This is a genomic window from Actinoalloteichus hoggarensis, assembly GCF_002234535.1.
Lineage (GTDB): Bacteria > Actinomycetota > Actinomycetes > Mycobacteriales > Pseudonocardiaceae > Actinoalloteichus_A > Actinoalloteichus_A hoggarensis.
Map to the genome: position 1 here is coordinate 1,130,622 of NZ_CP022521.1, position 19,043 is coordinate 1,149,664.

Annotated in this window: 18 protein-coding genes; 7 read left to right on the forward strand and 11 right to left on the reverse strand. The window is 70.6% G+C overall.

The features are described from left to right. Positions 1-332: 332 nt before the first annotated feature. Genes AHOG_RS05095 through AHOG_RS05105 form a run of 3 tightly spaced genes read left to right on the forward strand, consistent with a single transcriptional unit; the run spans position 333 to position 2,958 of the window. Positions 333-884 (forward strand): YbaB/EbfC family nucleoid-associated protein, encoded by a 552-nt coding sequence (locus tag AHOG_RS05095; RefSeq protein WP_093940315.1) that lies wholly within the window; start codon positions 333-335, stop codon positions 882-884. Continuing rightward, on the forward strand, positions 884-1,207 hold the full coding sequence (locus AHOG_RS05100) for a type VII secretion target (protein ID WP_093940316.1): 324 nt from the start codon (positions 884-886) through the stop codon (positions 1,205-1,207). Before AHOG_RS05095 ends, AHOG_RS05100 begins: the two co-directional genes overlap by 1 nt. Next, positions 1,204-2,958 carry a WXG100-like domain-containing protein gene (locus tag AHOG_RS05105; RefSeq protein WP_093940317.1) on the forward strand — a complete coding sequence of 585 codons (1,755 nt, stop codon included), beginning with the start codon at positions 1,204-1,206 and terminating at the stop codon, positions 2,956-2,958. Before AHOG_RS05100 ends, AHOG_RS05105 begins: the two co-directional genes overlap by 4 nt. A gap of 109 nt (positions 2,959-3,067) precedes the next feature. Here AHOG_RS05105 and AHOG_RS05110 read toward each other — a convergent pair whose 3' ends face one another. Next, a complete protein-coding gene (locus tag AHOG_RS05110) occupies positions 3,068-4,381 on the reverse strand; it encodes an aspartate aminotransferase family protein (RefSeq protein WP_093940318.1) in 1,314 nt (437 codons plus the stop codon). A gap of 85 nt (positions 4,382-4,466) precedes the next feature. Between AHOG_RS05110 and AHOG_RS05115 the strand changes: the two genes are divergently transcribed. Further along, positions 4,467-5,402 (forward strand): LysR family transcriptional regulator, encoded by a 936-nt coding sequence (locus AHOG_RS05115; protein ID WP_211290527.1) that lies wholly within the window; start codon positions 4,467-4,469, stop codon positions 5,400-5,402. A 244-nt stretch (positions 5,403-5,646) separates the two neighbouring features. Here AHOG_RS05115 and AHOG_RS05120 read toward each other — a convergent pair whose 3' ends face one another. The 4 genes from AHOG_RS05120 to AHOG_RS05140 all read right to left on the reverse strand — a co-directional run bounded on the left by AHOG_RS05120 (position 5,647) and on the right by AHOG_RS05140 (position 9,567). Continuing rightward, positions 5,647-6,267 carry a response regulator gene (locus AHOG_RS05120; protein ID WP_245856569.1) on the reverse strand — a complete coding sequence of 207 codons (621 nt, stop codon included), beginning with the start codon at positions 6,265-6,267 and terminating at the stop codon, positions 5,647-5,649. A gap of 11 nt (positions 6,268-6,278) precedes the next feature. After that, the gene (locus AHOG_RS05125; RefSeq protein WP_211290528.1) at positions 6,279-7,493 is read right to left on the reverse strand and encodes a sensor histidine kinase; all 1,215 of its coding nucleotides are present in this window, start codon (positions 7,491-7,493) and stop codon (positions 6,279-6,281) included. A gap of 604 nt (positions 7,494-8,097) precedes the next feature. Beyond that, positions 8,098-8,868 carry an SDR family NAD(P)-dependent oxidoreductase gene (locus AHOG_RS05135; protein ID WP_093940322.1) on the reverse strand — a complete coding sequence of 257 codons (771 nt, stop codon included), beginning with the start codon at positions 8,866-8,868 and terminating at the stop codon, positions 8,098-8,100. Between the two features lie 111 nt (positions 8,869-8,979). After that, positions 8,980-9,567: a GNAT family N-acetyltransferase gene (locus tag AHOG_RS05140; protein WP_093940323.1), complete on the reverse strand. Its 588-nt coding sequence runs from the start codon at positions 9,565-9,567 to the stop codon at positions 8,980-8,982. Positions 9,568-10,427: 860 nt separating this feature from the next. On the opposite strand from AHOG_RS05140, the gene AHOG_RS05145 reads away from it, so the two are divergent. After that, entirely contained in the window at positions 10,428-11,012 is a 585-nt protein-coding gene (locus AHOG_RS05145; protein WP_093940324.1) for a type VII secretion system-associated protein, read from the forward strand. 46 nt (positions 11,013-11,058) lie between these two features. Next, positions 11,059-12,801, forward strand: a complete 1,743-nt coding sequence (locus AHOG_RS05150; RefSeq protein WP_157736643.1) for a WXG100 family type VII secretion target — start codon at positions 11,059-11,061, stop codon at positions 12,799-12,801. 214 nt (positions 12,802-13,015) lie between these two features. On the opposite strand, the gene AHOG_RS28305 is transcribed toward AHOG_RS05150, so the two are convergent. Further along, a complete protein-coding gene (locus AHOG_RS28305) occupies positions 13,016-13,186 on the reverse strand; it encodes a hypothetical protein (RefSeq protein ID WP_157736644.1) in 171 nt (56 codons plus the stop codon). Between the two features lie 126 nt (positions 13,187-13,312). Next, positions 13,313-15,004, reverse strand: a complete 1,692-nt coding sequence (locus AHOG_RS05160; RefSeq protein ID WP_245856570.1) for an MFS transporter — start codon at positions 15,002-15,004, stop codon at positions 13,313-13,315. A gap of 91 nt (positions 15,005-15,095) precedes the next feature. On the opposite strand from AHOG_RS05160, the gene AHOG_RS05165 reads away from it, so the two are divergent. Next, the gene (locus tag AHOG_RS05165; RefSeq protein ID WP_157737093.1) at positions 15,096-16,253 is read left to right on the forward strand and encodes a LysR family transcriptional regulator; all 1,158 of its coding nucleotides are present in this window, start codon (positions 15,096-15,098) and stop codon (positions 16,251-16,253) included. A 91-nt stretch (positions 16,254-16,344) separates the two neighbouring features. Here AHOG_RS05165 and AHOG_RS05170 read toward each other — a convergent pair whose 3' ends face one another. The 4 genes from AHOG_RS05170 to AHOG_RS05185 all read right to left on the reverse strand — a co-directional run bounded on the left by AHOG_RS05170 (position 16,345) and on the right by AHOG_RS05185 (position 18,796). After that, the gene (locus AHOG_RS05170) at positions 16,345-16,689 is read right to left on the reverse strand and encodes a hypothetical protein (protein WP_157736645.1); all 345 of its coding nucleotides are present in this window, start codon (positions 16,687-16,689) and stop codon (positions 16,345-16,347) included. 59 nt (positions 16,690-16,748) lie between these two features. Continuing rightward, positions 16,749-17,093 (reverse strand): hypothetical protein, encoded by a 345-nt coding sequence (locus AHOG_RS05175; RefSeq protein WP_093940328.1) that lies wholly within the window; start codon positions 17,091-17,093, stop codon positions 16,749-16,751. Positions 17,094-17,099: 6 nt separating this feature from the next. Beyond that, the gene (locus AHOG_RS05180) at positions 17,100-17,873 is read right to left on the reverse strand and encodes a hypothetical protein (RefSeq protein ID WP_093940329.1); all 774 of its coding nucleotides are present in this window, start codon (positions 17,871-17,873) and stop codon (positions 17,100-17,102) included. An 89-nt stretch (positions 17,874-17,962) separates the two neighbouring features. After that, entirely contained in the window at positions 17,963-18,796 is an 834-nt protein-coding gene (locus tag AHOG_RS05185) for a hypothetical protein (RefSeq protein WP_093940330.1), read from the reverse strand. Between the last annotated feature and the right edge of the window lie 247 nt (positions 18,797-19,043).

A 19,043-nucleotide genomic window follows, 5' to 3' on the forward strand; every position in this document is an offset into this window, starting at 1 on the left:
ACGTCGTCCCTCCACTAGGGACGGTCGCGGCCGAGGCCGTCCGCGGCGGACGTGAGCCAGCTCGCCGTAGGCGGTGAAAGGCGCCTGACCGGCTCGGACATGCGGCGTTGCCTGAGAATTCGCCTGCCGCCGCACGGTGAACACTTGAATCCCGCACTGTCGTCGGACGAAGATCTGTGCATGCGTGCAGAGTGGGACGGTCTGTCTGCCTGTCAGGGGCCGTCGGCGCGCGCATCGCTCTGGTCGCGGACGGAAGGACACGCCCTGTTGACGGGTTGCTGCCACCTCCGACACAGGCCGACCGAAGTTCTCCCGCAGTGGAAGTAGGGCATATGACCAACCCCTCGTCGCGGCAGCGCCCGGATCTCGAAGCTCGTAACGCCGCGATGCGAGAGACCATGACATCGCTGCTGGAAGGCATCGGCAGACAGACGGCACAGCTCAAGCAGGCTCAGGAGCAGGCTCTGGCCACGACCGGGCGGGCGACCTCACGGGACGGCCTGGTCACCGTGCAGGTCAACTCCGCGGGGATCGTCACCGATCTTCAGTTGAGCCCGGCGGCCTTCAAGTCGTCGACGCCGATCAAGCTCTCCGAGACCATCGTGCTCACCATGCAGGCCGCCGCGCGCGACGCGCGATCACAGGCCGACGAGGCCTTCGCGCCCATCATGGCCGAACTGCCGGACCTGCCGGACGTCTTCGAGGGCGCGCCCTCGCTGAAGGGCCTGATCCCGGCGGCGCCCGAGGTGCCCTCTCGCACCCCGCGAGCGGACGACGACGATGACGATGACGACGAGAGCAGCACCCGCGCCGCCGTGAAGGACGACGAGGACGAGGACGACGACGATTACCTGGCGTCCCGGTGGGAGGAGAGGTACAGCTGATGCGCGATGACATGCTGGTAGATCCCGACGGCGTGCGTGCCAAGTCGCCGAAGTTCGCCGCGGCCGCCGACCGCCTCGCCTCCGCGTTCGCCGCACTCCAGTCCGTTCGGGACGCCGAGGGTGCCTGTTGGGGCTCCGACGAGTCCGGCGCCGCCTTCGAGACCGAGTACAACGCCGCCGCCGACGAGGTGCAGAAGGGTCGCGAGTTCCTCGACACGGAGCTCAACGCGACCAAGGAGGCGTTGGACGTCACGGCCGACCAGTGGGAGTCGGACGACACCATCTCCGCCGCGAACCTGGACAACGCGGGAAGGACATTATGACGATCACGATGCCGTCCGGGCTCCAGGAACTCGCCTCCGTCGTCGTCGGGGCCGACTTCCCCGAGGGCGACGAGGACGCGCTGCGGCGACTCGGGAACGCCTGGGCGACCTGCGCGAGCGAGGTCGAGGGCGTGCTCGGTGACACCGCGTCCGCCGTCGCCGACGTGCTCGGCTCGATGGAGGGCGCCACCGCCGACGAGTTCCGCAAGTACGGCGAGAAGCTCACCCAGGGCGAGGAGTCGCCGCTGGTCGTCCTCCAAGAGCTGTGCGCCAAGCTCGGCGAGGCCTGCGACAACGTCGCCCTCGAGGTCGAGTACACCAAGATCAGCATCATCGTCGCGTTGTCGCTGCTGTTCGCGCAGATCGCCGTGATGCTCGCCATGGCCGTCATCACCTTCGGCGCGAGCACGGCGGCGATCCCCGCGGCGCAGGCGGCGACCCAGGGCGTGGTGCGTGCCATCCTCCAGGCCCTGATGGCGACGATCCGCGAGATCATCAAGCAGATCGTGATCAACCTGGGTGCCAACCTCTTCGTCGACGCGGCGATCCAGGTCGGTCAGATCGCCGCGGGCGACCGCAAGGAGTGGGACACCAGCAAGACCGGTGCCGCCGCCCTGTCCGGTGTCGCGGGCGGCCTCGGCGGCGGTCTCGCCTCCGGTGTCTTCGGCGGGATCGCGAAGAACTTCGGCGGCAAGATCACCGACAACCTGATCAAGCCGATCGGCGACAAGGTCCCCGGCCTCAACCCCGGCAGGGCGGACTGGGGCGGAGCGATCCTCGGCGGGGCGGCCGGCGGCACCGTGGGCGGCGTGCTCGGTGCCGCGTTCAACACCGAGCTCCAGGGCGGTGAACACAGCGAACAGGCGCTCGCCGCGGGTGCCGCCGGCGGTGTGATCGGCGGTGCTCTGGGCGGGGCCGTGGGGTACAGGTCGGGCCTCGACGGCGCCGGGGGCGGGGGTTCCTTCGACTCCACGCCCGGACAGAACCCCGGCTTCGGCGGGTCTGGCCCCGGCGACGGCACGCCCACGCCGACCAGCGGATCGGGAACGACGCCCGACCCGAGCGGCCCGCCGCCGTCGGGCAGCTCTGGAAACGGCGCGAACACGTGGATGGAGTGGGATTCGGCACCGCCGCTGACCCCGGACGACCCGGTGGCGCCGCCGCCGTCGGGCAGTTCCGGAAACGGCGCGAACACGTGGATGGAGTGGGATTCGGCACCGCCGCTGACCCCGGACGACCCGGTGGCGCCGCCGCCGTCGCGAGGACCGACCGACGCGGAGAGCAGCGCGGCGGCGTGGGCCGAGGAGCCGCGACCGGGGGGACCTCGACCCGTCTCGATTCCGGAGGACTTCGACGGCTCCACGGCGGCCTGGGCCTCCGAACCGAAGCCCCAACCGCCGGTCTCGATTCCGGAGGACTTCGACGGCTCCACCGCCGCGTGGGCCTCCGAGCCTCGCCCGCCGGGCAACAGTGGTATGACCTGGCAGGAGTGGGACGGGGCGCCGCCGCTCGACCCGGAGCCGACACCGCCGCCCACACCCGCTCCGACGCCGCCGCCCGCTCCCACGCCCCCTGCCAATCCCGGTCTGATGGAGGACTGGACGCAGTGGGACAACTGGAAGCCGGGGGCACACGAGATTCCGCCCCACATGGTCAATCCCGGTGAGGACGCCTACAGCGTGGACACCGAGGAGCGGAAGATCGACACCAGCCGCCTGGACCCGACCGATCCGCCCTGGTCGCAGCGGTAAGGCTCGGACAGACGCAAGCGGTCGCCCTCGGCGTCCGACGACGACCGGCCGAGGGGCGGCACCGTGCTGGACACGGGCCGCCCCTCGGTCGTGCTCGTCCGTCGGATGCTCACAGCTCCCGCGCCGCGTCGGTGAGCGCCTGATCGAGGACGGCGACGCCGCGGGCGATCTCCGCGTCACTCGCCGTCAACGGGGGCGCGATCCGGAAGATGCCGCCCATTCCCGGCAGCGCCACGATGTTCATGTGCAGACCGAGCTCGAAACAGCGGCGGGTGACGGCCGCGCCGAGCCGATCCGCGCCGCCCGCGCCCAGGACCGCGTCGCCGACCAGCTCCATGCCCAGCAGGAGGCCTCGGCCTCGGACGTCCCCGACGACCTCGTGCCGGGCGGCGAGGCCGTCGAGATCGGCCCGCAGCCGAGCGCCGAGCTGCCGCGCCCGCTCGTCGAGGCGGTCGCGGACCAGGACGTCCAGGACGGTGTTGCCGACGGCGGCGGGCAGCGGGTCGTTGACGTGGGTGGTGAAGAACAGGAAGCCGCGGTCGTACGCCCGCTGCTCGATCTCCGCGCTGGTCAGCACGGCCGCCAACGGGAGTCCCGCGCCGAGTGTCTTCGAGAGCGTGATGATGTCGGGCACGACGCCGTCGTGCTCGAAGGCGTACCAGTCGCCGGTGCGGCACAGCCCCGTCTGCGCCTCGTCGAGGATCAGCAGCATGTCGCGTTCCCGACACTTCTCGGCGAGCGCGGCGAGGTACCCCGGCGGGAGTTCGATGACGCCGCCGGAGCTGAGGATCGGCTCGATCAGGCAGGCGGCGAGGCTGCCGCACGACTGGGCGTCGATCAGGTCGAAGCCGAGGTCGAGCTGGCGGTGCCAGTCGAGTTCGCCGTTCGCGTCGACGATGTCGGGGTGGAAGCGGTGCGGGACGGGCAGCGCGAAGTTCCCCGGCGCGGCCGGTCCGTAGCCCTTGCGTCCCGCGCTGTAGGTGGCGTTCGCGGCGGCCAGCGTCATCCCGTGCCAGGACCGGGCGAACGAGACGATCTCGTGCCTGCCGGTGACCAGCTTCGCCATCCGCACCGCGGCCTCGTTCGCCTCCGCCCCGGTGGTGAGGAGCAGGGCCTTGTCCAGCGGGTCGGGCAGACTCTCGGCCAGTCGTCGACCGAGTTCGACGACCGGACCGCTCAGCATGCTGCTGTGCAGGTGGTCCAGATGTGCGACCTGCTCGCGGACCGTCGCCACGATCGCCGGATGCGAGTGCCCGAGGATCGCGCTCATCTGGCCTGAGGTGAAGTCGAGCAGTTCGCGGCCGTCCTCGGTGAACACCGAGGTGCCCGCGGCGCGGGCGATGACCTCCGGCAGGAAGGGGTTGCTGCCCGAGTAGCGGATGAGGTGGCGGGCCGGGTCGGCGGGGGCTCTCTCGGTAGGCATGTCGTCGACGGTAGGGACGGATCGCTGCGCGCGTCCATCGCACGGATCCCATCACTCTGTTCGGCGAAACCGTACAGTCGACGGCGTGCTCAACTCGTGGCGCCTGCGGATGCTCAGCCTGCTCGACACCCTCGGCACGGTGCGCGCGGTCGCCGAGAGCCTGCACCTGAGCGCCTCGACGGTCTCCCAACAGCTGGCCGTGTTGGAGGTCGAGACCCGCTGCACGCTGCTGGAACGGACCGGCAGGCGAGTCCGGCTCACTCCGGCGGGCCTGCTGCTGGCCCGCCGAGGCCGCGAGATCCTGGACCAGATGGCCGAGGCCGAGTCCGAACTGCGCGCGCTGCACGACGAGCCGATCGGCACGGTGCGCCTCGGGGTGTTCCAGAGCGCGGTCTACCCCCTCGCGGTTCCGGCGGCGACGCGGCTGGCCGCCACCCATCCGCATCTTCGGCTGGAACTGATCGAGTCGGAGCCGCACGAGAGCGGCCCCGCCCTCCGGGCCGGGGAGGCCGACGTCATCGTCACCACCACGGACTACTCCGGCCTCGCGTGGGGCGCGGACCTGGAGATCATCCCGTTGGGAATCGACACGATCGTGCTGGTGCTGCCGCGTGGACATCCGCTCGCCCCCCGCACGACGGTGCACCTCGCGGCGTGCGCGCAGGAGACCTGGGCTCTCGACCGACCTCGGTCGTACATGGCGGACCTGACGACGCGGCTGTGCCGGGAGTCGGGGTTCGAACCCCGCGTGGCCTGCCGGTTCAGCAACACGCTGATGCTGTTGCGGCACGTCGAGTCGTGCCGCTCGATCGCGCTGCTGCCCGCTCTGGCCGTCACGCCGGACCACGACGTCGTCACCAGGGAGCTGAGCACGCCGGTCCACCGCAACATCACCATCGTGGTCCGGCGGGGCGCCACGCAGCGCGCGGCGGTGAACGCGGTCGTGGCGGCGCTGCGGGACCATCCCGTGATCCCGGCACTGGCCGCGCCGAGTGAGCGAATCGGTCGGGAGCAGCACTAGCGGGCGCGAAAGCGGCGGCGGTGCGCACCCGCATCCGCGCCCGACTTCGGCGAATCGGACGTGGACCCGCGAGCTTCATCGACAAATGACCCTCTGCCGCGGCACTCTCGTCGGTTCTCGGAACTGCGCCGCACCGATCGTGACGTCGTCGAGGCCGTCACAGCCCGTTCCCTACGGGCGAATCGGGGAAGAACCCGCTGCGCATGGTCCTGCACCACGATTCCCGCTCGATAGCACCGACACGCTATCCGGCGCGCAGGAACGCCAGCACCGCTTTCACCCGACGGTTGACGTCGACATCCGCGTAAGCGAGGTCGAGCTTCGCCATGATGCTCCCGATGTGCTTGCCGACCGCGGCTTCGCTGACGGTCAGGTCCCGGGCGATCCTGGCGTTGGAGTGTCCTTCGGCCATGAGGACCAGCACGTCACGCTGGCGCTGGGTGAGCCGGTCCAGCGGGTCGCGCTGCCGCTGCACCAACTGCTTGATCACCGTAGGGTCGACGACGGTCCCGCCTGCGGCGACGCGACGCAGCGAGGCCACGAAATCCTCGATCTCTGCGACACGTTCCTTGAGGAGATAGCCGAGGGCGCGCCCGTCGTGGAAATCGAGGAGCGCTTCTGCGTAGCGGGTCTCGACGTAGTGGCTCAACACCACGATGGGAAGTTCAGGACGCGTGGTGCGGAGCTGTACCGCCGCTCGCAGCCCCTCGTCGCGGAAGCCCGGCGGCATCCTGACGTCGGTGATCACCAGATCGAGGCTGTGCTGGTCCACGGCTGAGACGAGCGCCTCCGCGTCCCCAACCGAGGCTACGACCGTGAACTCGAAACGCTCCAGCAGGCTCCGCAGGCCTTCGCGGAGCAACACCCCGTCTTCTGCTAGGACAACTCGGAGGGGGGAGTGTCGTTGCAAGGAATCTCCACTCGAATCCGGGTCGGCCCGCCAGCTGGGCTGGACAGCAACATTCTGCCTCCGATCACTGCGATGCGGTCGGCCAGGCCGGTCAGACCAGTTCCCCGGTCCGGGTCCGCGCCACCCTGACCGTCGTCGGTGACTTCGAGGACCAGCGTCGCTCCCTCACGGTGGATCTCGACCGTGATCCGCCGGGCCTGGGTGTGTTTGGCAGCATTCGTCAGCGCCTCGGCGACGGCGAAGTAGACGCTGGACTCCACGTGTGAGGGTGGCCGTTCTGCCAGGTCCATCGACAGGGAGACCGGGATGGCGGATCGTTCGACGAGTTCGGGGAGGGCCGCAGCCAGTCCGTGGTTCGCGAGCAGTTGCGGATGGATGCCGTGGATGATCTCCCGCATGGCGCTGGTGAGCGTCTTGGCCTGCTCGTGCGCGGCGGCGAGGGTGCGCTCCATCGCGGAACCCGCCGGGGCGTCCATGCGGGCGAGACCCAGCTGCATCGCCAAAGCGACCAGCCGCTGTTGCGCGCCATCGTGCAGGTCACGTTCGATGCGCCGCCGCTCCGCCTCGAAGGCGTCCACCAGCCGAGCCCGGGAACGTGTCACTTCGACCAGCTCGGCCCGCAGGCTTTCGGCGGGCTCACCGCCCAGCAGCGTACGTCCCAGCACGGCGTTGAAGTGCGCCACGATGGCCGCCGCGTAGGCCGAGGCAAGCAGGAGCACGAGACCGACCGGCATCAGCAGGAGCGCAGTGGGCACGTGGGTAACCCGCCACTGGTTCAGGGCGAAGGATTCGCCGACGGCGACGAGGACGGGCGCACCCACTAAGGCTGCTCCGTACACCACCATGGCGGACAGCACGACGTAGCTGAGAGGGGTGATGAAGAAGCACAGAAGCAGCAGGTAGGCGAACTCGCGCCAGGTCGCGGACTCGGTGTAGCGGCTGCGCAGCCAGGACCACGGCCCGGTGCGCGGTGCACGGTGGCCAGGGAGGATGGGCGGGTGGACCAGCCGCAGACGCCACCGTTCTACGACTGCCACCGGGAGCGCCACGAGCGGACCGAGGGCGGCGAGTAGTCCCAGGCTCAGCAATGGCAGGACGACTACGAGCCACAGCTCGATTTCGACAACGCCCTGGCGAGCCTCGACCACGATTTCACTGAGCATGATCAGTGGCACAAGCATCAGCCCGACTGCGGAGACGGCCACACCACCGACCACCAGAGCGGCCCCGGCCGAGGCGAGGCTTCGCCACGGCCACCGAGTGCGGAGGAAACGTCGCTGCCGTAGCGCTTTCAGCGGCGTCTGAGGGGCTGCTCCTCCTTGAATGTGCACATATCCATGCTAGAAACGGGCCGTGCACCCGGCGATGGGCGCAGACCCCGTCTTGGGGGTATGGCAGGCCCTACGAATCGGTCGCTTCTCCGCGCCGGGTATGGGCGGCGGAATGTGCCGCAGGTGTCGGTGATCGCGACTCTCCCGTTCACTGGTCGGTGTTCGTCGGCGTTCGGTCCGGCGGCGCGTTCGCGGTTGAGGACAGCCAGGTCATCGGCCCGGCGATCCGGTCATCGGCGCGGGAGTGCGGGGAATTCGATCGCGGCGGTGTCGAGCCACGATCCGTGTTCCGGGGTGCAGCGGATTCGCGGCGGGCGGCCTGCACCGTTCCGCGGTCGAACGTCATCGAGGTGCGCTACCCGCTGATCGGCTCGGTTCCGCCACAGCATGCTCGGCCGCACCGGGCAGGCCGCGATGCCACGCTGGCGGCTCGTCGAGTGCCGCCACCGTGCGTCTAGAGTGCGTGCCCGCCCGCGACCTGGAGCACCTGCCCGGTGATCCAGCGGGCCTGCCGCGACGCCAGGAAGACGACCGCGTCGGCGATGTCCGTCGGATCTCCGACGCGTCGCAGCGGAATCGTCTCGATTCCATCGCGGATCAGTTCCTCGCTCATCCAGCCGGTCTGCACCGGGCCCGGCGCGACGGCGTTGACCCTGATGCCCTGCGGCCCGAGATCCAGCGCCGCGGCCCTGGTCACCGCCTCCAGCGCCGCTTTGGACGAGCCGTAACCGATCTGCCCGGGGAACGCGCGCGCGGCGTCGGTGCTGATGTTCACGACGCAGACGGCGCGGCCCGCGCTTCGCCTGGCCAGCTCCGCGATCAGCATCGTCGGGGCCACCGCGTTCACCTGGTAGTGCCGGGCGAGTCCGGACTCGTCCAGTTCCGCGAACGTGTCCGGGCTCTCGCAGTGAGCCGCGTTGTTGACGATTACGTCCAACGGGCCGAGCAGCCGTTCGACCGAGTCGAGGAGCGTCGAGGCGGCCGCGGGTGCGGACAGGTCGGCGCCGACGGCGACGCCGCCGATCGACGTGGCGAGGCGTTCCGCGTCGGCCCGCGACGGGCTGTAGTGCTCCCACCGGGCGTCCTCCGGCGGGGCCTGCCCGTCGAAGTAGTGCACCGCCACGCGGGCGCCCTGCGCCGCGAAAGCCCGCGAGATCGCGGCGCCGATCCCGCCTGCCCCGCCGGTGACGAGGACCGTCCGGCCGTCCAGGCCCGGGTTGATCACGACTTCCTCCCTCTGCGGCCCGGGACGCCGGTGGCGGCCGCCGGGTCGCGATCGTCGGTGCGGCGGTGGGCCCGCCGCCGGTCTGTCCGCTGTGGGCCGGTGACTCCGGCCTCAGCCCGCGCTCGGCGCGGAACCGCCGTCCCTGCCGTCCTCGGCGATCGCGGCGTACAGGTACATGTCGACCCGCCGCCCGCCGATCTCCTGGTGACTGCGCAGCAGCCCCTCGCGGGTGTAGCCGGCGAGTTCCGCCGTGCGCCAGGACGCGCGGTTCCACGGCTCGATGTAGAGCTCGACGCGGTGCAGCCCGGGGACCGACCAGGCGAAGCGGGTCAGCGCGACGAGCGCCTGCCCCGCCAGTCCGCGCCCCCGATGTCGCGGTGCGACGGCGTAACCCGCCGTCGCCCGACCGGCGGCGAGCGGGCCGCAGTTCAGTCCGGCGGTGCCGATCGCCTCGTCGGTGTCCGTCGCGGCCACGCAGAACGGCAGCCCCGCGCCGCTGCCCGGCCGGGCGAGCTGCCGTTCGATGTAGGCCACGGCGTCCGCGTGCCCGGCGTTCGCGGGCAGGGACCCGGTCCGCGGCACATACGGATCGGTCGAGAGCTCGCGAAGCATGTCCACGTCGCGTTCGTCGAAGGCACGCAGCCGCACGGCCCCGTACGACGGAGCCTCGGACGGCATCGTCAGGACGGTGGTGGTCATTCGGGTGAGTCTTCCCCACCGCGGGCCGCCGGGGCGACTCGATTTGCTCCCCGTGCGACGACGGCGGTGGGCCGGGGGCGACATCCGGACCGGCTGACTCCTCAGCGGCGGCCGGGAGTCCGCGCCGTATCCCATGGCGGCAGACCTCGGGAGTCGTGGCCCGGCGAGGACCCTGGCCGGGTCCGCGTCGCACTCATCGGTCGACGCTCCGGACGAGTCACGACACTGACATTACGGGCGAGACATCGCATTCTGGCGGCCGACTCGTGCCCTGGCCTGCCACTAGGTCCACCGAACCGAGGGATGGCGCCCGTGTCAGTCCTGCTATTCGACTCGGCCCCGTTATACGCGGGTCGACTGTCGGCGAAGCCCACCATCCCGGGTTTGATCCGGGGCGGCTCGACTCGAGGAGATCTCTCTCTCTCTCTCTCTCTCGTGGCGAACTCGTCGGCGTGATTCCCGCGGCGAAAGTGAAGCCGCTGAGCTGCGGAGATCTGACGCTGTCGGGTCCGGAGCCTCTCGTCGAGCCCGCGGTAGGCCACGAAGGCGGACGTCACGACCCTGCGGGCGGACTAGGATGATCTGAGTCGCGGGGCGGCTTCCAATGCGGGGATTCGGCCGGCGGCAATCGAGGATGGGATGTCGATCCGGTCGAATGCCGAACAGTGTCGCCTTCGTCTTAGCACGTCGGGGTGCCGGCCGTCGATGATGGCGGAAATCTCCACGAATCGGCCTTTCGTGTCCTGACCTCGGTGTCCTGACACGGCCTCGTGACCTTCGGGTCGGTTCCGCGGTGTCGAGGACGAATCACGTCCGACATCACCGGAACGCCTGCCGACGAGACGCCGACGAGGAGGAACGTGACGGTGACCGATCACCCGCCGCAGGACGCGGACCAGGGTCGACAGAACTGGGTGATGCTGCCCTCGCGGGACTGGCGTCACCGCGAGGGCGAGACGCCGCCGCCCGAGGCGATCGTGGGCGCCTGGCCGCTCGACGCGACGGGCGGCGTCGGGCTGTTCGAACCGAATCCCGGGTATCGGCCGGCCGGACCGCAGGTGCCGACCGACCCGGCCGACGCGGCGATCCGGCTGGCGTTGGGCGGGGACGTGGAGGCGAGCGGGCAGATCGTCGGGCTGTTGTGGGCCGCCGTGCTGGAGACGCCGGTGTCCGAGGACGGCCGTCCGTTGGTGACGTCCTCGCCGGATCACGTCCCCTGTGTGGTGGTCGCCACCGCCGCGGTGAACCGGGCTCGGATCGAGGCGCCGTCGTGGCGGCGGGTGTCGGCGGCGGAGCTGGCCGATCTGCTGCCCGAGGCGACGGATCTGCTGATCAACCCGGGTGGTCCTGCGGCCATGCGTCTGCTCGCGGAGGTCTTCCGAGAGGGCCCGCCGCGAGACGCGCCCCCCGCCGGGCCCGACATCGCCGATCGACTCGGCCTGTGAACCGCACCGATCGGCGGCTGGACGAGACTGGAGAGAGGGACGGACGATGAGTAATCCCCTAGTGGCTGATGTGGTGGACTCGACGACGTCGACCTCGGGGTTGTCGCTGGTCGAGTCGGTGAACTCGACGAACGAGGCGATCGCCTCCGGCGACTGGCTGGAGGCGGGCCTCGGCACGGCCGATCTGGTGATGACGGCGTTGGACCCCTTCGCCGCGATCTTCGCCAACGGCGTCGGCTGGCTCATCGAGCATGTCGGGCCGCTGTCCGACGCGTTGGACTCGCTGGCGGGCAGCCCCGACGAGATCCGATCCCACGCCGAGACCTGGACCAACGTCGCCACCGAGGTCTCCGAGGTCTCCACCGAACTGAGCAGCCTGGTCGGCGCCGACATCTCCTCCTGGACGGGTGCCGCCTCCGACGCCTACCGGGACCGGGCGACCGACACCGCGAACCTGATCCTCGCCGCGGGCAACGCCGCGCACGGGGCCGCCGAGGGCATCCAGCTCGCGGGCGAGGTCGTCTCGGCCGTGCGCGACGCCGTCCGGGACATCATCGCCGACGTCGTCGGCTCCATCATCTCCTGGGCACTTCAGGTCGTCTTCACCCTCGGCATCGGGCTGATCTGGGTCGTCCCCAAGGTCGTCGCGAAGATCGCGCAGACCGCCGCCAAGATCGCCCAGCTCATCCAGAAGCTCGTCTCCTCCATGTCCCGGCTGTCGCCGCTGCTCAAGAAGCTCGGCGACGACTTCGGCGCCGCTACCCAGGGCCTCAAGGCCATCAAGCCCGGAGACAGCCACACCTCCCGGGCACTCGACGCCCCGCCCGCCGTCGCACCCAGCGGAGCCCGAGGCGGCGGCGACCTGCCGCCGCCCGTCCGGGCCGACGTCGACTCCCCAGGCTCGTCGGGCGGTTCGTCAGGCACCCGCGGGCTGCCTGACGGCGGTGCGTCGCGCTCGCCGGGGGACAGCGGGCCCGCGGTCGGTCCGTCGGGCAGCCGCGGCCTTCCCGACGGCGGTGCGTCGCGCTCGCCGGGGAACGCAGGCCCCGCCCTCAACCCGTCCCATTTCCAGGGCGCGCCCCTGTCCGGCACCGGCGGGAACATGCCGGGAGTCGGCGGTCCGCCCAGCGCACCCACTCCTCCGAACCCTCCTGCCGTCCCGAACGTCCCCGGCGTGCACGTGGGACCTAACGGGCCGCAGAAGCGGGTGTTCCCCGCCAACAGCGTGGCCTCCGTCCCGCTGACCGACTCACAGGGCAACACGGTGGGCGTCGGATTCCCCAGCAAACCGCAGGACCAGGGGGTGTGGCAGCCATGGGCGCAGGGACAGCCGCACTGGAACCAGGCGTATTTCCAACGTGACCCGTCGACCGGGGCGTTGCAGGCCGCACCGGCTCCGTGGGGCGGCGGTGTGCACAGCACCTCCCCGTTCGCCGCGATGGCTCACTCGAACGGGAATCAGTTCACCGTCACGGCCCCGACCGGGCCGAGCGGCCAGATGGAGACCGTCTTTCTGTCCCCAGAGGGTTACCGCCAGGTCATGGCCAGTAATCAGACCTATCAGGCCGCGATGTCGGGAAACGACCGTCCACTCCTGCTCGCCTCCTGCGATGCGGCCTCGGGCAGTGGGGCGCAGCGGTTCGCCAACGACCTACGCCAGAGTGGCGACCAACGTCCCGTCTACGCACCCACCGGAGAGGCGCGGCCCGGCAGGGGTGCCAACAACAATGTGAGTGGTCTCTCGGTGGACAACCACGGTACGACGCCCGGCACCTTCACGCGCTACTAGGTCGTCCGCCGTCACGGCCGAGGGCGCGACCTCGCGGCTCGGCGCGGTAGCCGACGTCGGGAAGGAGCGGATCCGTCGGCGGCCCGCCGCGCGGTTCGTGGCCGGATGCCGATCCGCTCGGGCCCGGGGAGCATTCGGCAGCCGGAGTGCTCACCCGGTCCCGTGCCGCCGGGCGTCGCTCTCGACGTCCGGCAAGTCGCCGCCCCGTCTCCGATCAGCGCGAGTGCTGTTCGCCGCGCCGCGCGGCGTCCCGCCAGGGCCTGTCCGACTGGACGCCGTGTGTGCGGGCACGGGCTCCTCGGCCCTGGCGGGGGAGCAGCCGAGGCCGGACGGCGTCGCACAGTGCGGTGACGCCGTCGTCGAGGGTGATCTGGAAGCCGTCCACACCGCCCTCGTCGAACCAGCGGCGCGGCTCGGCGGCGACGTCCCTTCGGGGTGCCGACGAAGCGGGCGTGTTCGCCCCTGGCCACCGCCTCGACGACACCCGGCCCCCGCCCGAGATCGACCGGGCTCAGCAGGGTCCCAGAGGGGCGGCGCGCGTGTGAGCCGTGGGTGGCGAGGACGTCGGCCGGGTCCTCGGCGAACACGCCCGGCGGCGGTGGTCCGGCGGGTTCAGCTCGGACAGATCGAGCGTGGGGAACCTGGCCGCGAGGGTGCGCAGCGTGGCGGACGCCGTCCGTGGGCGCGGCGTGGCGCCTGCGGAGGGCCGTCCGGGCCGCCGTCTCCGCGCGGATGCCGGTGAGCTCGACGAAGGCGCCCGGCAGCAGCGCGACGTCGCAGGCGCGGCGGCCCGCGCCTCGCGCAGGCAGGTCTCGACGTCGAAGGGGGATGCGGCCCGGCCGGCCTCGGTGCGCCAGTCATGGCTGCTCGGCAGGTAGGCGGCGTCGAGCGGCATGACGGGTCTGTCCGACTGCCGCGCGGCCGCGAGCGAGTCGGCGGAATACGTGGTCACGCCGCGCCGTCCTGGTCCGACGGCGTCCCGAGGTGGGACGACCCGGTCGCCGGGCCGGGGCCGAGCAGGGCCACGAGCAGCGCGGCCACGGCCAAGGCGGCCGCCCCCCCACAACAGGGCCGTGATGCCCGCCGCTTCGACGACGACGCCGCCGAGGAAGGCGCCCAGGGCGATCGCGGCCGTGAAGACGCCGACGTAGAGCCCGGTGACCTGTTCAAGCCGGTCGGGGGCGGACTGGGTCATCCAGATCTGCGCGCTCACCGAGAGGCCGCCGTAGGCGAGGCCCCACAGGGCGATCGCGGCACCGGCGATCCAGGCGACGGCGCCGAAGAACACCAGCAGCGTGATCGACGCGGTGATGCCCAGCGTCAACGTCAGCACCGTGGCCCGGGCCCGCCGGGCCGCGAGCGCGCCCGCCGCGAAGTTGCCGCCCAGTCCGAAGACGCCGTAGATCAGCAGGAGCAGCGCCACCGCCGACGGGGTCAGCGCGGCCCGCTCCTCCAGAATCGGCCGTACGTAGGTGTAGGCGGCGAAGTGCGCGGTGACGAGGAAGACGACCAGGATCAGCCCGGCGACCACCGGGGCGCGGCGAGACAGGGGCGTGCCGCGGCCTGCCGAGGGCGAGCCGGCCGACGGTGCGGGTCGAGACAGCCGGGGCAGGGTCAGCCGCAGCCCGACGCCCAGGAGCACGGCTGCCGCCGCCAACGCGCCGAAGGCGGCCCGCCAGCCGAAGGCGTTGCCCACGATCGTGCCGAGTGGCACGCCGACGACCGAGGCCGCCGCGACGCCGCTGACGGCGCAGGACACCGCCAGCGCGATGTCGCGGGGCGCCACGAGCCGGGTCGCGACGGCGGAGGCCAGCCCCCACACCACGCCCATGCCGACGCCGAGGATGATGCGGGAGACGACCAGAAGACCGAAGCCCGAGGCGACGGCGGTCAACACGTTGCCGAGGGCCAGCACCAGCATCGCCGCGGCGAGCACGCCTCGACGATCGCGTCCGCCCAGGAGCCGGGGAACCAGCGGCGCGGTGACCGCGGTGACGAGACCGGTGATGGTCAGACTGAATCCGGTCGTGCCCGGCGAGATGCGCAGACCCTCGGCCATCGGGGTCAGCACCCCGACGGGCAGCATCTCGGAGGTCACCACGATGAACGTGCTCAGACTCAGCACCGCTACCGCCGCCCACTGTCCGACGGTGGTGCGGGTGGACGGCACCTCGGCGGCGTCCACCGATGTTGACGAAACCATGAATTCAGTCAACAGCGGGCTATCACGGCGAACAACGACGATCCGTTCACGGATCGATCAGCCACGATGATCGATGGGCAAGGGGGACGCGGTGAACCAGATACACCTGCAGGAGGTCGAGTGCCTGCTCGCGCTGGCCGAAGAGCTGCACTTCGGGAACACCGCGGCCAGGCTGGGCTGTTCGCAGAGCCGGGTGAGTCAGCTGATCTCCGGACTGGAGGCCCACGTCGGGGCGCGACTCGTCGAGCGGACCAGCAGACGGGTCTCGCTGACCCGGTTCGGCGCCCAGTTCGTCGACGAGATCCGGCCCGCCTACACCGCGTTGGACACCGTGTTCGCCCACGCTCGGGATCGTGCGCGGCGCGGCGCGCTGTGCGAACTGCGCATCGGCTTCCATGGCAGCGTCTACGAGGAGATCACGCTGGCGTTCCGCAGGTTGCGGGCGCAGCATGAGGTGACGGTCATGCTGAGTGAGATCCCGCTCGGCTCGCCGTTCTCGGATCTGCTGGGCGGCCGTCTCGACGCGGTCGTCGTCGAGCTGCCCGTGCACGAGCCCGCGTTGACCGTCGGCTTCCGCTTCCCGCCGCAGGATCAGCTGCTCGCGGTGGCCGCGGCGCATCCGCTGGCCGTGCGCGATGAGGCCGACGTCGAGGATCTTGCGGGCCTGGACGTCCTCTACCGCAGCGGCGACGCCCCCGACTACTGGCGGCACGCGCGCGTACCGCCCGCCACGCCCGCGGGCAGGCCGATCCGGTCCACGACCGGCATCGCCACCATCCAGGAGGGCCTCGCGCTGGTGGCGGGGGGTGAGCACGCCATGCTGGTCTGCCGCCCGCTGGCCGAGCGTTCGCACCGCGAGGACGTGCGCTACCTGCCGGTCCACGGGTTGGACGAGCCGTCCCAACTCGGCCTGGTCTGGCGCACCGACGGTGCCGGACCACAGCTGGCCACGCTCGCACGACTCCTCCGGGAGGAGTTCGGTCGCGACGCGGACTCCCCGGCACGACCGGGCCGTCGGACACACGGGGATACGGCGGGGGCGGCGGGGTCGGCGGGGCGGGGCGCTCCGGCGGCGTCGGGGCCGACGGGGTCGGTCGGATCGGTGGGGCCGGTGGGACGGGCGGCGTCGACCGGGCCGGCCGCTCCAGCGGCGTCGGCGGGGCCGACGGAAGGTCGTGGTCCCGGTGGGCGGCGTCGGACCTGCGCGGTGGCCGCGCCGGAGGGGCGATCGGATTCAGGTTCGGCGTGAGCGGGTCTCGCGAGAGTGGGTCTGGCGTGGCCCGCTCGGCGGTGATCGATGCGCCGGTTCGCCTGCCGCCGACCGGCGCGGGGGTCCCGCGTCAGAACACGCAGGTACCCCTCGGGATGTTGCCGTAGGCCAGGTAGTTCACGCTCGCGACCATCGGAGATTCCTGCTTGAGTCGGGCCGACAGTTCCTTGCCTCGTTCGATCCAGGCGTGTTCGGCCTCGGGGGTGGGGAAGTCGGATTTATCGTAGTCCACGTGGTTGTAGATCGCTTGGTATTCCGCGTCCCAGGTTTCGAAGTCTCGGACGAGGTCGGCGTTGAGGTCGAGGAATTCCACGGCGTCTTCGGTAGTGTGGTTGTAGGTGTCCTCCTCGTCCCCGTTGTCGTAGTAGAAGTAGTTTTCCTGCCATCCGCCGAGGATGGTCACTTCAACGGCCATGTCGGCTCACTTTCGATGCAGGTCGCGGCGGATCTTCTGTTGTGCATGCGTTGTGGCGATCAGAACACGCAGGTGCCCTTCGGGATGCTGCCGTCGGCTAGGTAGTTCACTCGGGCGACCATCGGCGACTCCCGCTTCAGCCGCGCCGACAGTTCCTTGCCCCGCTCGAACCAGGCATGTTCGATCTCCGGCGTCGCGAAGCCGATTTCCCTACCCCTGACCCGGTCGAAGATCGCTTGGTATTCCGCGTCCCAGGCTTCGAGGTCGCGGACCAGGTCTGCGTTGAGATCAAGAAACTCCGTGGCCTCTTCGGTGGTGTGGTTGAGCGTGTCCTCCTCGTCCCCGTTGTCGTAATAGAAGTACTCCTCGTCCCATCCGACGACGATGGTCACGTCAACGGTCATGTCGGCTCACTTTCGGTGCAGGTCGCGGCGGATCTTTCGTTTACGGGAGATGGGGTTTGCCCCGTAGATCTTCCCATCTGAGTCGGTGCTGATCGCGACGCGGCGTCGCTCGCCGAGATACTCGACCTCGTACACCGGTCGGTCTCTTCCGCAGTGTCCGACCACGGTACCGTGCCGAACAGCGGCGAAGAGGAAGTCCTCGATCTCCTCGCGTGCGATGTGGATCCCTGCGAAGTCTCCGACACGATCCGGCAAAAGTACGTGCCCCATCCCGGTTCTGTCGTTGCCGTTCTCGATCCAGATGATCCGGCCGTCTTCGAGGCGTTCCGCTCGCACGACATCGTCCGGATCGACCGCCGCACCTCGCCGTCGGAGTTCGGCGATCTCCTCGGCGTACCTGACCTTCGGGTCACGGTCTCCTGCAACGGGGGCCGTGCCACCGCTATCGGGTTGCCTAGGATCGCTGCGGCTGAGCGGGTCTAGTGGCGGAACGCCGTGACCGCCGTCGTTGATGCCGTGGCCGGCGATGTCGCGGCAGTAGCCGTCGATCACATCCTGGGGTTCGGCGAGCAGCGCGTGTGCGGTGCGGACGTCGTCGGCGGATCGGGTGGCGAGATCGTTGGCTTGTGCGATTTCGGGTTGGGTGGAGTGGTGGGTGGCGGTGGCGAAGATTGCCGCTCCGTCGGTGATGGCGGCGTCGGCTTGGCGGGTGGCGTGGCGGGCTTGGGTGAGTAGGTCGTGTGCGTGGCGGAGTTGGGCGACCACGTCGGTGACCGACAATGCTCGACTCCTCACTGTTCGTGTCTGCCCATGGTGGCGGAAGAGCGTCTCGTGGTCGAACGAGTTCTCGTCAGTACGTCTAGACGCCGTCAGTCGTGGCGACGACGTGCCTCGCGTGCTTGGCACCAGGCGTGGGCGGCGAAGGCCATGTCGCGTGTCCAGGTCCGATGAGGGTCCTGGTCGGCGATCTCCTGCCACAGCAGCAGGGAAGCGGCGGCGAAGGCGTCGAGGTCACGTGGTCTGGCGGTGTGCCATGCGGGAGTACGGCTGGCCCAGTGTTCGGCCGAGGCCGGGTTGTGTCCGTCGGCGATCATCTGGAGCAGGAGACAGCACGGGTCGATCCAGGGCGCCCCGCGTGCGGCCCAGGCCCAGTCGATCAGCCGCGCGGTTCCGTCCGAGGTGATCAGGACGTTCTCGGGGTTGTAGTCGGTGTGCAGCAACGCATCACCGACCAGCTGGGCGGGCTCGGCGCCTTCGGGTAGGTACGGCCCCCATCGCCGGACGGCGTCGGTGATGGTGACCTCCTGCGGTGGGCAGGGGATCTCGCCGACCGTCTGAAGGAGTTCCACGACGGCGGGCAGGTCTGTCGAGCCCGGTCGGTAGTCGGCGTGCCGCGCGTCGACGGCGTCGAAGCCCAGTACGTCCCAGCCCGCGACCTCGGGCAGCCGCCACCGCAGTGCGGGAGCGACCCGCGCGACGTGCGGGGCGACGGCGGCTTCTCGGCGGTGCGCGGCGATACCGGCGTGTGTGGCGTGACGAACCCCCTTGACGAAGAACCTGCCGCCGACGCCGTCGACGACAGCGGCCAAGGCCGAGTTGGCGCCGCCGGACGCGGTGCGGACCTGGCTGATCGGCCCGGTTCGGGTGCCGATCGCAGCGCGCACCTCGGCGGGGATGTCGTGCCAGCCGAGCCGTTGTTGCATCGGGCCTCTTCGTCAGTGCCAGGTCGGTCGTCGTGGGCGGTGGTAGCGGTACGACGGTGGGCCGCCGCCGATCGCGACGCCGTCGGCAACCGGCGCTCGATCGGTGATCGGATGCTGTGCAGGCGCATCGGTTCGACGAGCCAGGCTCTTCGACGTCGTCGATGAACGTGAGCGCGTCGGCCGCCGGCTCGGATGGCGATGGCGATGGCGCCGTCGGTGATGGCGGTGTCGGTGGGAGGGTGGCGTG

What these genes read in the sequence shown, in the direction of transcription:
- AHOG_RS05100 (WP_093940316.1), top strand. Translation starts at nt 884, where the DNA reads ATGCGCGATGACATGCTGGTAGATCCCGACGGCGTGCGTGCCAAGTCG.
- AHOG_RS05105 (WP_093940317.1), top strand. Translation starts at nt 1,204, where the DNA reads ATGACGATCACGATGCCGTCCGGGCTCCAGGAACTCGCCTCCGTCGTC.
- AHOG_RS05110 (WP_093940318.1), bottom strand. Translation starts at nt 4,381, where the DNA reads ATGCCTACCGAGAGAGCCCCCGCCGACCCGGCCCGCCACCTCATCCGC.
- AHOG_RS05095 (WP_093940315.1), top strand. Translation starts at nt 333, where the DNA reads ATGACCAACCCCTCGTCGCGGCAGCGCCCGGATCTCGAAGCTCGTAAC.
- AHOG_RS05175 (WP_093940328.1), bottom strand. Translation starts at nt 17,093, where the DNA reads ATGACCGTTGACGTGACCATCGTCGTCGGATGGGACGAGGAGTACTTC.
- AHOG_RS05140 (WP_093940323.1), bottom strand. Translation starts at nt 9,567, where the DNA reads ATGACCACCACCGTCCTGACGATGCCGTCCGAGGCTCCGTCGTACGGG.
- AHOG_RS05150 (WP_157736643.1), top strand. Translation starts at nt 11,059, where the DNA reads ATGAGTAATCCCCTAGTGGCTGATGTGGTGGACTCGACGACGTCGACC.
- AHOG_RS05170 (WP_157736645.1), bottom strand. Translation starts at nt 16,689, where the DNA reads ATGGCCGTTGAAGTGACCATCCTCGGCGGATGGCAGGAAAACTACTTC.
- AHOG_RS05160 (WP_245856570.1), bottom strand. Translation starts at nt 15,004, where the DNA reads ATGGTTTCGTCAACATCGGTGGACGCCGCCGAGGTGCCGTCCACCCGC.
- AHOG_RS05125 (WP_211290528.1), bottom strand. Translation starts at nt 7,493, where the DNA reads ATGCTTGTGCCACTGATCATGCTCAGTGAAATCGTGGTCGAGGCTCGC.
- AHOG_RS05185 (WP_093940330.1), bottom strand. Translation starts at nt 18,796, where the DNA reads ATGCAACAACGGCTCGGCTGGCACGACATCCCCGCCGAGGTGCGCGCT.